The 15,148-nt window shown below is 39.7% G+C and carries 14 protein-coding genes; 11 read left to right on the top strand and 3 right to left on the bottom strand.

Going from position 1 to position 15,148, the window contains the following annotated elements; all coding sequences use genetic code 11:
* The first annotated feature begins 15 nt into the window (after positions 1-15).
* From J4N24_RS11310 to J4N24_RS11280, 7 genes are all read left to right on the top strand, one after another.
* Entirely contained in the window at positions 16-759 is a 744-nt protein-coding gene (locus J4N24_RS11310; RefSeq protein ID WP_207533796.1) for a type III pantothenate kinase, read from the top strand.
* On the top strand, positions 752-2,050 hold the full coding sequence (gene bamG / locus J4N24_RS11305; protein WP_207533795.1) for a BamG family beta-barrel-assembly machinery protein: 1,299 nt from the start codon (positions 752-754) through the stop codon (positions 2,048-2,050). The genes J4N24_RS11310 and bamG overlap by 8 nt, the downstream gene beginning before the upstream one ends.
* 2 nt (positions 2,051-2,052) lie before the next feature.
* Positions 2,053-2,604, top strand: a complete 552-nt coding sequence (gene lptC / locus J4N24_RS11300; protein WP_207533794.1) for an LPS export ABC transporter periplasmic protein LptC — start codon at positions 2,053-2,055, stop codon at positions 2,602-2,604.
* A gap of 188 nt (positions 2,605-2,792) precedes the next feature.
* Complete coding sequence (locus J4N24_RS11295) at positions 2,793-4,883, top strand: SurA N-terminal domain-containing protein (protein ID WP_369806223.1); 2,091 nt, start codon at positions 2,793-2,795, stop codon at positions 4,881-4,883.
* Positions 4,884-5,021: 138 nt separating this feature from the next.
* Complete coding sequence (locus J4N24_RS11290; protein WP_207533792.1) at positions 5,022-5,537, top strand: DUF2480 family protein; 516 nt, start codon at positions 5,022-5,024, stop codon at positions 5,535-5,537.
* Positions 5,538-5,605: 68 nt separating this feature from the next.
* Positions 5,606-6,379 (top strand): DUF3108 domain-containing protein, encoded by a 774-nt coding sequence (locus tag J4N24_RS11285; protein ID WP_207533791.1) that lies wholly within the window; start codon positions 5,606-5,608, stop codon positions 6,377-6,379.
* Positions 6,380-6,401: 22 nt separating this feature from the next.
* On the top strand, positions 6,402-6,980 hold the full coding sequence (locus J4N24_RS11280) for a DUF3109 family protein (protein WP_207533790.1): 579 nt from the start codon (positions 6,402-6,404) through the stop codon (positions 6,978-6,980).
* Positions 6,981-7,045: 65 nt separating this feature from the next.
* On the opposite strand, the gene dxs is transcribed toward J4N24_RS11280, so the two are convergent.
* Positions 7,046-8,974, bottom strand: coding sequence for a 1-deoxy-D-xylulose-5-phosphate synthase (dxs, locus tag J4N24_RS11275; RefSeq protein WP_207533789.1), 1,929 nt, complete (start codon positions 8,972-8,974; stop codon positions 7,046-7,048).
* A 254-nt stretch (positions 8,975-9,228) separates the two neighbouring features.
* Between dxs and J4N24_RS11270 the strand changes: the two genes are divergently transcribed.
* On the top strand, positions 9,229-9,990 hold the full coding sequence (locus J4N24_RS11270; protein ID WP_369806222.1) for a segregation and condensation protein A: 762 nt from the start codon (positions 9,229-9,231) through the stop codon (positions 9,988-9,990).
* Positions 9,991-10,014: 24 nt separating this feature from the next.
* Positions 10,015-11,286 (top strand): serine hydroxymethyltransferase, encoded by a 1,272-nt coding sequence (glyA, locus tag J4N24_RS11265; RefSeq protein WP_207533788.1) that lies wholly within the window; start codon positions 10,015-10,017, stop codon positions 11,284-11,286.
* A 129-nt stretch (positions 11,287-11,415) separates the two neighbouring features.
* Here the strand turns inward: glyA and J4N24_RS11260 are convergent, their stop codons facing one another.
* Entirely contained in the window at positions 11,416-13,029 is a 1,614-nt protein-coding gene (locus tag J4N24_RS11260; RefSeq protein ID WP_207533787.1) for an SUMF1/EgtB/PvdO family nonheme iron enzyme, read from the bottom strand.
* A 230-nt stretch (positions 13,030-13,259) separates the two neighbouring features.
* On the opposite strand from J4N24_RS11260, the gene porV reads away from it, so the two are divergent.
* Complete coding sequence (gene porV / locus J4N24_RS11255; protein WP_207533786.1) at positions 13,260-14,456, top strand: type IX secretion system outer membrane channel protein PorV; 1,197 nt, start codon at positions 13,260-13,262, stop codon at positions 14,454-14,456.
* Positions 14,453-14,935, top strand: a complete 483-nt coding sequence (gene ispF / locus J4N24_RS11250; RefSeq protein WP_207533785.1) for a 2-C-methyl-D-erythritol 2,4-cyclodiphosphate synthase — start codon at positions 14,453-14,455, stop codon at positions 14,933-14,935. The genes porV and ispF overlap by 4 nt, the downstream gene beginning before the upstream one ends.
* Before the next feature lie 13 nt (positions 14,936-14,948).
* On the opposite strand, the gene J4N24_RS11245 is transcribed toward ispF, so the two are convergent.
* Positions 14,949-15,107 (bottom strand): FeoB-associated Cys-rich membrane protein, encoded by a 159-nt coding sequence (locus J4N24_RS11245; RefSeq protein WP_207533784.1) that lies wholly within the window; start codon positions 15,105-15,107, stop codon positions 14,949-14,951.
* Positions 15,108-15,148 lie beyond the last annotated feature (41 nt).

The following is a 15,148-nucleotide window of genomic DNA, read 5'->3' as shown; positions in this document are numbered from 1 at the left end:
ATTTGTTTTACGTAAATGCATAATTTGATTATTGATATAGGTAATTCCTCGGCAAAACTCGGACTCTTCTATAATCGAAGCATTGTGAAAACTTATTCTTTCCGGGAATTGGGACCACAGCAGATCGAAGAATTCCTTGAGGGTGAAAAAATCAATTCATCCATACTCTCTACAGTAAAGGCTGGAGTTGAGAATATTGAAGCTTATCTTTCTCATATATCCAGGTATATAAGATTTTCAACAGAAATAGAAATGCCTGTTAAAGTGCATTACAAAACCCCGAACACTCTTGGTCTCGATCGTCTGGCTGCTGTAATTGGAGCGAATTCGCTCTATAGAAATAAAAATTGCCTGGTTATTGATTCAGGAACCTGCATAACTTATGATCTTGTTGATAGTGATGGGAATTATTATGGAGGAAGCATATCTCCGGGAATTAATATGCGTTATAAAGCTATGAATTCATTTACGGGCAAGCTTCCTTTGGTGGAGTTTAATCCCAGATTTAGCGAAAAAAATGGATCGGATACCAAAACTTCTATGATAAGTGGAGTTCAAAACGGTGTAGTTTATGAAGCTTACGGCTTTATAGAGAGTTATTCAAGACAGTACTCTGATATAATAATACTCCTTTGTGGCGGTGATTTCAATTTCTTTGATACACAGCTTAAAAATAGCATCTTTGCCCAAAATGTAAAAACCGTACCCGATTTAGTTCTGATAGGTTTGAATGAAGTTATAAAACTGAGAAATGATTAAATTATATAAAAATATATTTCTGGCTGTTGGCCTTCTTGCAAGTATTAAAACCTTTGCACAATCCTCAACCAACTCACCTTATTCACAATACAATCTTGGGCAGTTAAGCGAATCCCTACTTCCTCAAAATCGTTCTTTAGGTGGAATTGCAGCAGGCTTGCGCAAACCTGGCACGTATAATAATGTTAACCTTGCCAATCCTGCTTCATATTCGGCAGTACGGATAACTACATTTGATATTGGCCTTTATGCAAACGTAACCTCTTTGTCTAAAGGAGGCGCCAAAGAGAATAGCTTTACCGGTGAACTAAATCACCTTGTATTTGCGGTGCCGGTGACCAAAACCTCGGCTTTAAGCTTTGGAATATTGCCGTACAGCACCATGGGGTTTAAATCAAGGGTATCTGGAAAGATATTAGATACTATTGATATAGACAAAGTTCATAATGGTAAAGGCGGAATTTCAAAAGCTTATTTAGGTTATGCTGTTCAAATCGGAAAGCATTTTAGTGTGGGAGCTAATGGTTCTTACTTATTTGGAAAATTAGAGAGAAACAGAGATACAGAGTTTCCTACAGATGCAACTTTCATCAACTCCAGGAATCAGGTTAAACAGAGTATTGGTGGTTTGAGCTTTGACTATGGGGTACAATACTTTACCAATGTTTCTAAAAAACATAAATTAACTTTGGGTTATGCTGGTACAGCCGGATCAAAGGTTAATCTGAGTACGACGCTTGTTAGTGCAAGGTATACTATAGACGCGAGCGGAAATGAGAACATTGCTCTTGACTCTACTTATTTCAGCGAAAAGGCTAGTCAGAAATTAAAGCTTCCAACAACTCATCGTTTCGGATTTGTGTTAGAAGAGACGAACAAATGGCTTGTGGGCGCTGACCTGACGTTAGGGAAATGGTCTGACTATCGTGAAGGTTCAACCAATCCAAACTTGCCTAATACTATAGGAGTAGCAGTAGGTGCACAAATCACCCCAGACATTACCGCTGTAGGAAGCTATTTTAAGCTGGTAGATTACAGATTCGGGGTAAAATATGACAAATTGTATATCAATAACGAGATTAACAATAAGGATATCAATCAATATGCACTTTCATTAGGATTAGGTTTACCTCTTCCGTCTAACCGTTCTACTTTCTACAAAATCAACCTCGGTGTAGAACTGGGACAAAGAGGTACAACTGAAAACAATCTTGTTCGCGATAGATTTGCTAATATTTATCTTGGATTCACTTTAAATGACAGATGGTTCCAGCGCTATAAATTTGATTAAGTTTGAAAAACTTTATTTTCATTGCCTGTATATTTTCTCTACTGCTTCTTTCAGCGTGCGAAAATGATCTGAAAGATGTGGAAAGGATAGCGTCTAATAAAACATCTGTTCCCGTAGATAAATCAAGCGGTGTCACCATTATTTACAGTGATTCTGCTGTTGTAAAAGGCAAGCTTATTACACCTGAATTAAACAATTACACGGAACAGAAGCGCTATGAGATGCCTAAGGGGCTTACAATAATCTTTTACGACGATAAACAGGAAGAATCTAGTCGGGTAGTAGCCGATTACGGCATCCGGTATGAAACAGAAAAACGGGTAGAGTTAAGAAAAAACGTTGTGGTTACCAATGTAAAAGGAGATGTTTTCAAATCCGAAGAGCTTATTTGGGACGAGAGTAAAAGAATGTTCTACTCAAACCAACTGGTTAATATCATCAAACAGGACGGGACAAATATTAAGGGATCAGGCTTTAGAAGTGATGAAAACTTTGATAATCCTATTATAGATCGGGCCTACGGGGATATTATGACGGGTGACAAGCTTAATTAAAGGACTGATACTATTTCATACAATTACAGTTAATCTAAATCTGCATATCTAACAAATTAACCAATAGTCGTTTAAGGACAATTAATAAACAAACAAGCTTCCTATTTTGTATTAGGATTTTTTTGTAAAAATTGTATCTTGCGCCTCTTTTTTAAAGCATAGAATAAAGTTTATACTATATGGGAATAATGAGTTTTTTGCGAAACCGTGCTGGTATTATCCTGGTAGCGGTAATCGGTTTGGCAATTGTAGCTTTCTTGATCGGCGATGCTGTTAGGCTAGGCACACCTTTCTGGAGAGCGAGCCAGAATGAAGTAGGAGAAGTTGCAGGCAAAACAATTAGCGCAGAAGAGTTTAGAGCGAAAGTTGAACAGAATGAAGCTAACTTCAGGCAACAAATGGGTGGAAATCTGAATCCTCAGATGACCTCATACATTGTCGAAAATACCTGGAACCAAACTGTATCTGAGATCTTGTTAGATAAAGAGGTAAAACGTCTTGGCATAGAGGTAGGTAAGAACGAGCTGAATGACATGCTTTTCGGGAAAAATCCTCACCCTCAAGTTGTACAAACTTTTGGAAATCCACAAACAGGGGCATTTGATAAAAGCCAGTTGACTACGTTTCTTAATAACCTTAATTCCCAGCCAGGCAATAGTGCTATCAAGCAACAATGGGAAAATTTTCTTCAGGGACTTAAGCGTGACCGTTTGTATTCCAAATATAATAACCTGGTAAAGAACAGTATTTATGTAACTTCACTTGAAGCACGTGACGATTATAATAATCGTAACAAGCTTGCTAACTTTACTTATGTATCTCTTCCTTATTCATCTATTGCAGACAACAAAGTAACTCTTACAGACGAAGACTATCAGCAATATTACGACGAGAATAAGAATCTGTTCAAAAACAAGGAGGAAACCAGAAACTTTGATTACATCACCTTCGATGCCAGACCTTCTAAAGCTGACTCAGCGGCTATTCGTACTGGAATAACCAAACTAGCTAATGATTTTAGAAGTACAACTAACGATTCACTGTTTGTGAGCGTTAATGCTGATTCAAAAGCTCCTATTACTTATGCAAAAAAAGGTCAATTAGACCCTGCCTTAGATTCTCTTGTATTCAAATCAACCGTGGGTACTGTTGTTGGGCCGGTATTCAGCAACGGAGCTTTTAAAATTGCTAAAGTAATTGATGTTAAAACAAGTCCAGATTCAGTAAAAGCAAGCCATATCCTGATTAATCCAGCTACTGAAGGTGGAGCAGATAAAGCTCGTGCTAAAGCAGATTCTCTTCTTGCCCTTATTAATAAAGGAACAAGCTTTGCTGAATTAGCGACAAAATTCGGAACAGATGCAACTAAGGATAAAGGTGGTGATTTAGGTACTTTTGGAAGAGGAGCAATGATTCCGGCTTTTGAAGAAGCTGTATTTAATGGAAAGCCGGGGGACTTGAAGGTGGTGACTACACAATTCGGGGTACACGTAATTCGAATCGAGAAACAAGTTGGATCTTCTTTAGTAGCAAAGGTTGCTATTGTTGACAAGAGTGTTGCTGCTAGTAACCAAACACAACAGGCAGCTTATGCAAAAGCTTCCAGCTTCCTTGGTTCTGCTAATAGTGCAAAAACTTTTGACGAGCAAGCATCGGGTCAGAAGTTAAATAAACAAATTGCTGAAAATGTTACTGCCTCGCAGTCTTCAATTCCTGGTTTAGAAAATGCGCGTGAATTGATCAGATGGGCATTTGAAGCTAAAGAAGGAGATGTTACTGATAAAGTTTATGAACTTGGAAATAATTTTGTAGTAGCAAAACTATCAGACGTGCGTGAAAAAGGAATTTTACCACTCGGGAAGGTTAAAAAACAGATTGAACCAGTTGTTCGTAACCGCGTTAAAGGACGTATGCTTTCAGAACAACTAGCTAAAGCAGGAACTTCAATAAGCCAGGTTGCCCAAAAAGTAGGAAAACCTGCTACTCCGGCTCAGAATGTGGTATTTGCAAACCCTATTATCCCTGGTGTTGCTCAGGAAAACAAAGTAGTTGGAACTGTATTTGGTTTACAACCAAACAAAATATCTAAACCAATTATCGGTGAGCAGGGAGTGTACGTTGTCGTAGTTAATAGCTTTTCAAATCCAGCTCCTTTAACTAACACTGTTAATCAGAAACAGCAAATTGCTCAGTCTGTTAAACAGAGAGCTCAAGGACAGGTGTTTGAGGTTCTTCGCGATAAAGCAGAGATCAAAGATAACCGCATCCGTTTCTACTAGAACAGTGCGATAAAAGATTGAAACCGGAAGATGATCTTCCGGTTTTTTTATTTTCAAACCTTAGCTATTAGAGAATTTTACACAAGCTTAACTCCTTATCAGTCATTTGGTAATACCTTTGCATTGACTTTAAAGGATATGGAAATACAGGAAAACATTATAAATAAAGTAGCTCAAAGTGGATTAATAAGCTTTGACCTAGCAGATATCTATCCAGCGGGAGAACGAATTGTTTATGATATAAAAGACAACCTTTTTCATGGGTTAATTTTAAAGGAGAAGGACTTTAGAGAGTTCATTAAACAACACGACTGGACCCAATACCAAGGCAAGCATGTTGCAGTTACCTGCTCAACAGATGCCATTGTACCTACCTGGGCTTACATGCTTTTGGCTAACAAAATGACTCCATATGCTTCAACCATAGTATTTGGTTCTTTAGAAACCCTGGAAACCCTGATTCTTGAAAAGGCTATTAATAGCATTGATATTGAAAAATATAAGGATGAGCGAATTGTCATCAAGGGATGCGGTGATATTAATATTCCTGTTTCAGCTTATGTTGAATTAACTGCAAGATTAACAAAAGTTGCTAAAAGTATAATGTACGGAGAACCCTGTTCAACAGTCCCAATCTATAAAAGAAAAGATTAAGGGAAATGCAACTTTAAACCAACCTGCATTCGTCTTGTCAGTATAATGATGGGACGGAGAAATTACATATGAAGAGATTATTCACACTTATATTATTTGCACTGGTAACTCAGTTTGTTGTTGCACAATCGCTTGATAGCAAAAGCGAGCCTGTTTTTAAGCCTGGTGAGACATTGAAGTATCGTCTGCGCTATGGTTTCATTACTGCTGCAGAAGCCACCTTAAAGGTAGAAGATACAGATCTGAAGCTGAGCAACAGGCCTGTTTTTAATTTAGTGGCGCAAGGAAAAACCTCAGGAACTTTTGATATTTTTTATAAAGTAAGGAATCGGTATGACTCCTTCATTGACAAGGAAACCTTCCTTCCTCACTTATATACTGAGAACATTCACGAGTCTAATTACCGAAGGAAAGATAAAGCCCGGTTCTATCAGGATCAGCATAAGGTTGTTGCTAATAAGGGAACCTTCAAAGCTAAAGATCAAACCTTTGATGTTGTTTCTGCCTATTACTTCGCCAGGAACCTTGATATGTCTGATGTAAAAGCTGGAGCGCCCCTAAAAATGTATTACTTCCTTGATGATACCGTGGCCTCGCTGGAGATAACCTATATTGGAAAAGAAAGGGTGAAGACTGCCTTGGGATATTTTAATTGCTTAAAATTTAGTCCAACTATTCAGCCTGGCAGGATCTTTAAAAAAGATAGTAAGCTATTTCTATGGATAACAGATGATGGGAATAGGATCCCTGTTAAAGCTCAGGTAGATATCCTCGTTGGTTCGGTAACAATGGAACTTACTTCAGCCAATAATTTGAAATACCCCCTTAACGTTAATAAATAATCATCATTAGTAATAATTAAGCATGATAGAGATACAGCACACTTTAGTGCATGAGGATGTCTTCAGTGAGAATTTTGTGTGCAACTTAGAAAAATGCAAGGGAGCATGTTGCGTTGAGGGTGACTCAGGAGCACCCTTGAGTAAGACAGAGCTTAAAGTACTGGAGGAGATCTACCCTCTTGTAAAGCCTTACATGACCGAGGAGGGCATTAAGACTATTGAGGAATACGGAACCTGGGTAGAAGACTTTGAAGGCGACTATACCACTCCTTGCGTGGATGGGAATAAGGAATGTGCGTATGTGATGTGGGAGAACGGTATAAGTAAGTGTGCTATTGAGAAAGCTTATCTAGAGGGGAAAATCCATTGGAAAAAACCAGTATCATGTCACTTATATCCTATCAGGATCACAGCTTATCCTGAGTTTGAAGTACTGAATTATGATCGATGGCATATATGTAGCCCGGCCTGTTCTTTTGGCAACTCCCTTAAAGTTCCTGTGTATAAGTTTCTGAAAGAGCCATTGATCCGAAACTACGGAGAAGATTGGTACAAAGAGGTAGAAGAGGCTGCAGAATTTTTGAAAGAGCAACAATCCTAAAAGAAAAAGGTGGATGTACATTAGAGCCCATCCACCTTTTTCTCTTTTGTTATAACCTAATATTATTAACTAGCAAGAGTTTCCGTCCTTCTGCTAATAGCCATATTCCTTACAGAGGCTGCAATTCCATCTGCATCAAATCCACATTCAGCCCATAACTCAGCCTGTTCTCCATGCTCAATAATAGAATCAGGAATCCCAAGACGTGTTACTTTCGATGAATAACCCTTATCAGCCATGAACTCCACAACTGCACTACCGAAACCTCCTGGAAGACATCCGTCTTCTACGATAATGACTTTATCAAACTTCCGGAATACTTCATGCAGCAAATCTTCATCAAGAGGTTTCACAAACCTCAAATCGTAATGTGCAGGATAAATACCTTCTTCATTTAGCTTGAGAGTAGCCTTTACAGCTTCGTTACCAATGTGCCCTATGGTCAGTATCGCAACATCCTCTCCATCACACACTTTTCGGCCCCGTCCTACCGGAATTGCATTTAATGGTCTTCTCCAATCGGTTAGTACCCCTTGCCCTCTAGGATAACGAATTGAGAATGGTCCCATATTATCCTGCTGGGCTGTAAACATGAGGTTTCGCAGTTCTTCTTCATTCATTGGAGCAGAAACAATCATATTAGGAATACTCCGCATATAAGCCAGGTCATACGCGCCGTGATGTGTAGCCCCATCTGCTCCTGCAAAGCCACCTCTGTCAAGACAAAAAACGACATTAAGCTTCTGCAGTGCTACATCGTGAATCACCTGATCATAAGCTCTCTGCATGAAACTGGAGTAGATATTACAAAAAGGAACAAGGCCTTGGGTGGCAAGACCTGCCGAGAATGTTACAGCGTGTTGTTCTGCAATACCTACATCGAAGGCCCGCTTGGGCATAGCCTTCATCATAATGTTTAAAGAGCTTCCTGAAGGCATAGCAGGGGTAATACCCATGATCTTTGGATTAGCTTCTGCCAGTTCAACTATTGTGTGCCCAAATACATCCTGATATTTTGGTGGCTGCGGCTTTTCAGACACCGTTTTTTTAATCTCTCCCGTGATCTTGTCAAAGAGGCCCGGGGCATGCCATTTTGTTTGATCTTTTTCTGCTAGCGCAAAGCCCTTACCTTTCACTGTTACGCAATGTAACAGCTTAGGTCCTGGAATTTCCCGCAAATCCCTCAAAACCTTAACCAGGTGCTTCACGTCATGCCCATCAATTGGCCCGAAGTAGCGGAACTTAAGGGCTTCGAAGAAGTTGCTCTTCTTTAACAGAGTACCCTTAATGCTCTTTTCTATCTTTTTAACGACGGTATGTGCATTTGGCCCCAGCTCGGAGAGCTTTCCAAGAACATGAGATATGTCGTCTCTAAACTTATTGTATTGCCTTGAAGTTGTTATATCGGTCAAATACTCCTTAAGTGCACCAACATTCGGATCAATAGACATACAATTGTCATTCAGGATCACCAAAAGATTAGAGTTCTCTATTCCTGCGTGGTTTAATGCTTCGAAAGCCATACCGGCTGTCATTGCTCCATCACCAATTACAGCGACGTGCTGACGGTCCTTCTCACCTTTATATTGAGAAGCTACTGCCATCCCTAAGGCTGCGGAGATTGAAGTAGAAGAGTGACCTACACCAAAAGTGTCATATTCACTTTCAGCCCTTTTAGGGAAACCACTAATTCCTTTATAAATACGGTTTGTATGAAAAACTGAACGTCGTCCTGTTAGTATTTTATGGCCGTAGGCCTGATGCCCCACATCCCAGACAAGTTGATCGTAAGGTGTATTAAGAATATAATGTAAAGCGACAGAAAGCTCAACAACACCCAGACTGGCGCCAAAATGTCCGCCATTAACAGAAACGACATCAATTATATATTGACGTAACTCCTGACAAACCTTCTCAAGGTCGTTGTCGCTAAATTTCTTCAGATCAGAAGGAAAGTTTATTTGCTCTAATAGTTCTCCCGCCTTTACTTCCATACTGGTAGGTTGTTAAAAAATAAACCACAAATTAACTCAATAAAATTGACAAAATATGACTGGATTGAGTTTATTTACAAACCGTATACAGGCTCATTAGCTCAACAGATTGTCATGTTCAACGCTTTCAATCAGGGATTGTTCTAAATTCTACCTGTCGGGATGGTAATAAAATAAGCATCGTTTCCTCCAGCAGAATCTTTTCGTACTTACAATAAGAATATAACCCCCATTTTTTTTATTTTTGCCTCGCGGTGATACAGCAAGAAACTTTCGCAATAAAGCTGCCACAGTTTGAAGGCCCCTTTGATCTTCTTTTGTTCTTCATTGAACGGGATGAGCTGGATATTCACGACATTCCAATTGCAAGAATTACAGACGACTTTCTCGGTTATATTCAACAACTGAATGCCCTCAACATTGAGATTGCCAGCGAGTTTATCTTCATTGCAGCTACGTTAATGCGCATAAAAGCAAAGATGCTTTTACCCCGCCCTGAACTTGACGAGGTTGGGAATGAGGTTGATTTGAAGAAAGACCTTGTGCAGAAGCTGATTGAATACAAAAGATTCAAACAGGTTTCTGAAGAGCTCAGAGTGCTGGAAGCAGAACGATTCAAGCAGGAAAAACGTGGAAATATTGCTGAGGATCTTAAACTTGCGGCTGAAACATCTGAAGCTGGAGAAGAGCTATCTACGTTAGGTTTGTATCGTTTATTACTTGTTTACGAACGAATGATGAGCAGATACAGGAGCAGAAGTGTTGACGCAACTCATACAGTTGTACAATATCCCTATACTATTGAGCAACAAAAAAAGGTGATCGGCGAGTTATTAAGTCTCAACGAGAAAATTGATTTTCAACAGATGCTGAGGAATTCAGAAAACAGGGTGCACTTTGTGTACAATTTCCTTGCGGTGTTGGAAATGTTGCAACAGCAATTAATATCAATTCAGACAGGTCTAGGTTTTAATGATTTCTGGGTGTCGAACAAAAAAAATACCGAATTAGAGTAGTTTATAATTAATCAAACATAAGTAATGAAGAAAGATAAAGTTATCTTTAAGCTGATTGAAGAAGAACTGGAGCGCCAGGAAAGCGGTCTGGAGCTTATTGCTTCTGAAAACTTTGTAAGCAAACAGGTAATGGAAGCAGCGGGATCTGTCCTTACAAACAAATATGCAGAAGGACTTCCGGGAAAGCGTTATTACGGTGGCTGCGAAGTTGTAGATCAAATTGAAACAATCGCAATTGAGCGCGCTAAAGAACTTTTCAACGCAGCGTGGGTAAACGTTCAGCCTCACTCAGGGGCACAAGCAAATGCTGCTGTGATGCTTGCATTGCTTCAACCTGGTGATAAAATCTTAGGATTTGATCTTTCTCATGGAGGACACTTAACTCACGGTTCTCCTGTTAACTTTTCTGGTAAGCTTTACCAACCATTCTTCTACGGAGTTGAAAAAGAAACTGGAAGAATCGACTACAAGCAACTGGAAGAAACTGCTCTTAGAGAGAAACCGAAATTGATAGTATGTGGTGCGTCTGCTTATTCACGTGAGTGGGATTATAAGTTTATCCGTGAAGTAGCTGACCAGATAGGAGCTTTAGTTTTGGCGGATATTTCACACCCTGCTGGTTTGATCGCTAAAGGGCTTCTTGATAATCCGCTACCGCATTGCCATGTTGTTACAACCACAACGCATAAAACGTTGAGAGGACCTCGTGGTGGAATGATCATGTTAGGTAAAGACTTTGAAAATCCTTTCGGTTTAAAAACACCTAAAGGTGAAATCAGACCGATGTCTTCACTTCTTGATATGGCTGTTTTCCCTGGAACTCAGGGTGGACCATTAGAGCATGTTATCGCTGCTAAAGCTATTGCCTTCGGAGAAGCATTAACAGACGACTATTTAAAATATGTAACACAAGTTAAGAAAAACGCTTCTGCAATGGCTGACGCTTTTGTAAGTCGCGGTTATGAAATTATTTCAGGAGGTACTGATAATCATTTAATGTTGATTGACCTTAGAAATAAAAATATTACGGGTAAAGTTGCTGAAGCTGCTTTACAGCAAGCTCATATTACAGTTAACAAGAACATGGTTCCTTTCGATGACAAATCGCCATTTGTTACTTCAGGAATTCGTGTAGGTTCAGCAGCAATATCCAGCCGTGGTTTGAAAGAAAAGCACATGGATAAAATTGTTGACCTGATCGATACTGTTATCCTGAATTCTGATGACCAGGCAGCTCTTAAAAAAGTTCGCAAGAAGGTTGAAGAGTTAATGGAGGAGTTCCCTTTATACAAATAAAGAATTCTGATCAGATTTACTATAATAAAAATAATGCATAAGAGCCTGGTAATTTTTACCGGGCTTTTTTTGCTTATAACAGAAAAGCCCGAAGACATCTCCCCGGGCTTTCTCTATCTTAAATAGTACTTACTTCTTTGAAAGTGATTTAGCAGCCTTTGAAGGTGGCTGACGGAATTGAGGCTTGCCTTTCGGATTAATCTCGGCTGTACCCACCATATTCATGGCACATCTGAACCCTACTTCTGCACTCGACTCATCTTGTTGCATAAATCTTCTTGTCGCAGGGTTTAACCAATAAGCTCTGTCATTCCAGGATCCTCCCTTATAAACCTTTGACTGATCATTAACCAGGGTAGAGGTACCGTAAAGTTTCGCGTTTACCGTGTCTCTGAATCCTCGCATATCCGGATCGAACGGCTTGCCTGCGATAGCTGTATTTTTAGCGGAATCAACAGCTCCGTTCAGTTCCTTCCAAGATTGCTTCTTCCTTGAAGGAGCGGCATCTTTTATTGGTTTACCGTATTTATCCTTGGCATAAACTCCGGTATTTCTATCGGCCAGACGCTTGTTTACATACTGGTTACCACGGAAAGGGTTAAAATCTTCGAAATCCTCGAAAGATAACTTTCTGTAAGTATCTCTCACCCATTCGTTCACGTTCCCTGCCATGTTATACAAACCGAAGTCATTAGGAATGTAACTCTTTACAGGTGCAGTAATATCGGCTTTATCGTTAAGATAGCCACCAGTACCCATATTATCACCCTGCCCTCTTTTAAAGTTAGCCATGATCAAACCTCTGGTACTTTGTTTAGCTGAACGTACACCTAAACCATTCCATGGATATATCTTACCATCATTGATGTTCTCGTATTCAGTATTTCCAGCCAAAGCTAAAGCTGCATATTCCCACTCAGCTTCACTAGGAAGTCTGTAAGGAGGGGTTAAAATCCCATCTTCCAATCTCGCTGGGCGTGTTGGAGCTCCTCCCTTTTTTGCACCTGCACCAGAAGCCTGAGCATTTGGACTTAGATCTTTGATCATCCTTTTTCCATCTACTCCTTCTCCTCTGATCTGCCCGTTTAAATATATATCAGTATTGAAGGGCTCAGCTGAAGCTGTTGATGCACCCGCTGCCTGGCCTTTTCCTTTACCTGTCTTAGTTTTAAAATCAGCCAGAATACCTCTTTCCCGAAGTATGCCTTCGTTCACATGATCTGTACGCCATTCACAATAGGCAACCGCTTGTTCCCAGGTAACACCCACTACCGGATAATCCTGATATGCAGGGTGACGTAAGTAATTGTCTACATAAGGCTCATTATAGGATAATGGACGTCTCCATACAAGAGTATCAGGAAGTGCGTTATAATATAGTTCCCTGTCGTTCGGAAACTTCTGACGAAGATCATAAAGATATTCCAGCCAGTCTACGTTTGAAACTTCAGTTTCATCCATATAGAAAGAGGCCACCGAAACCCGTCTTCTTACGTTATCAAATTCATAGGATAAATCCTGATCAAGGCTACCACCCATAACGAAAGTTCCTCCTTCGATAGCAATTAAGCCCGGACCTGCACCTGGCTTAACTTTTTTTGCTACCTGAAAACCGCCGTTGTATTTGTCATTATACTTCCAGCCGGTTTTTGTAGAAGCGCCTCCGCTTTTGCTTTTACATGCAGTCCCAAACAATCCCAGCACAAGCAACCCCGTTGTAAAAACTATTGATATTCTTTTCATTTTTTATTATGAGCATTAATTGCTAAAAGTAGCTATAAATCATTAACATAAAAAAATGATTTAAGCAGATGTGTAATGTGTTAACAAGCTCCTGATACGAAAACATTAATTAAGGGTTACGAATTTTATTAGAAAGGATCCTGTAAATAAGAGCATATAACAGACGCCACTTTTTCGTCTTTATGCCCAAATAATTGTTGTTGTAAACGTTTTTTTAATACTTTTAAAGCATGAAAGGTTATAACAAGATAATTAAGGCGTTGTCTTTATTTATCCTGACATCTACTTCACTTGATACTATTGCACAAAGCACGGTCGATGAAACAACAACAGACGGACGATCTGGAAGCAGATTAATACAAACAGGTGTGCCGTTTTTATTGATTGGTCCGGACTCACGAGCTGGAGCAATGGGTGAAGCTGGTGTTGCGGTATCACCTGATGCCAATGCAATCCATTGGAACCCATCAAAGCTTGCTTTTACTCAGGGCAATGGGAGCGTTTCATTATCCTATAGTCCTTGGCTGCAAAGACTCGTTCCTGATATAAATTTGGCTTACTTAAGTGGTTACTATAGAGTTGACGACAGGAATGTGATTGGAGGAAGCCTTCGTTATTTTTCTCTGGGAGACATTGCCTTAACTAATGAATCCGGGCAATCCACGGGAAGTTACAGTCCTAATGAGTTTGCCATTGACGGAACTTTTGCCCGAAAATTTGGAGAGAACTTTTCACTGGGAACAGCCCTGAGGTTCATAAGGTCTAATCTGGGATCAAATATGGTTACAGGTAATGGTCAGGCAAAACCAGGAACAGCATTGGCAGCAGATGTTTCGGCTTATCTTAAGAAAGAAACCGTTTTTTTAGGATATGATTCGCGATTAGCGGCCGGACTGAATATTTCAAATATTGGAAATAAGATCGAATATGTTGAAGGAAGCAATAACAAAGTATTCCTTCCCACGAACTTTCGTTTAGGGGGAGCAGCTACGTTCTTCCCTGACGCTTTAAGCGAACTTACCTTTGCTCTTGATCTTAATAAATTACTAGTCCCCTCTCCTCCAGTAACAAGGACGGAAGACAATGAAACAGTTATTGTATCGGGACGAGATCCCGCAACCCTATCTGTGCCATCTGCAATATTCGGATCTTTTACAGATGCACCCGGAGGTTTCAAAGAGGAGATGCAGGAAATAAGCTATTCGGCAGGACTAGAGTACGTTTATAACAAGCAGTTTGCATTAAGGGCAGGCTATATTTACGAAAACCCGAATAAAGGCAACCGGAACTACTTGACACTTGGGGCAGGACTTCAGTACAATTATTTTAATCTTGACTTTGCCTATATTTTGGCTAATCAGCAAAAATCCCCGCTTGCCAATACACTTAGATTTTCATTAGCGTTTACCTTTGCTGAAAAAAAATGAAAATAAGAGTAGGTTTTGGATTTGACGTCCATGAATTAAAGGAAGGACACCCTTTTGTAATGGGCGGCGTAAAATTAGAGCATCATAGCGGTGCTTACGGACATAGTGATGCAGATGTGTTGCTTCATGCAATTTGTGACGCTTTACTTGGAGCAGCAAACTTAAGGGATATAGGTTATCATTTTTCGAATAAGGACGATCGTTGGAAGGGGATAAGCAGCTTACTTTTACTGAAAGAATGTGTAAGGCTTATTGGAGAAAAAGGCTGGACTATCGGTAATATTGACGCAATGATATGTCTTGAGGCACCAAAAGTGAATCCACATGTACCTGAAATGAAAAGGCATATAGCTGAAGCAATTTCAATTTCTGAGGAGGACATCTCAATTAAGGCTACTACAAATGAAAAAATGGGTTTTATCGGTAGAGAAGAAGGTGTTGTAGCCTATGCAGTATGTCTGATAGAAAAGAAAGCATAAGCTTCTTTAAAGACTAATCTTGTGACTCCTTTTCAATTTCCGAAAAGTCAATTCCGCATTTACAACTAGTACCGCAGCCATTCTGTGGACGGGCATTCCTGTAAATACTTCTTCCAATATAACTCACTGCAATTAGAAACAAAGCAGCCACTAACAGTTCCTGGAGTTCCATAAACAAAGTTAAACTTTTGTTAATGCCTGATTGTCATTAGT

Source organism: Desertivirga arenae (assembly GCF_017355785.1).
In the GTDB taxonomy this organism is placed as follows: domain Bacteria; phylum Bacteroidota; class Bacteroidia; order Sphingobacteriales; family Sphingobacteriaceae; genus Desertivirga; species Desertivirga arenae.
The sequence above is the reverse complement of the archived record's forward strand: the minus strand, read 5'-3'. Positions and strand labels throughout refer to the sequence as shown.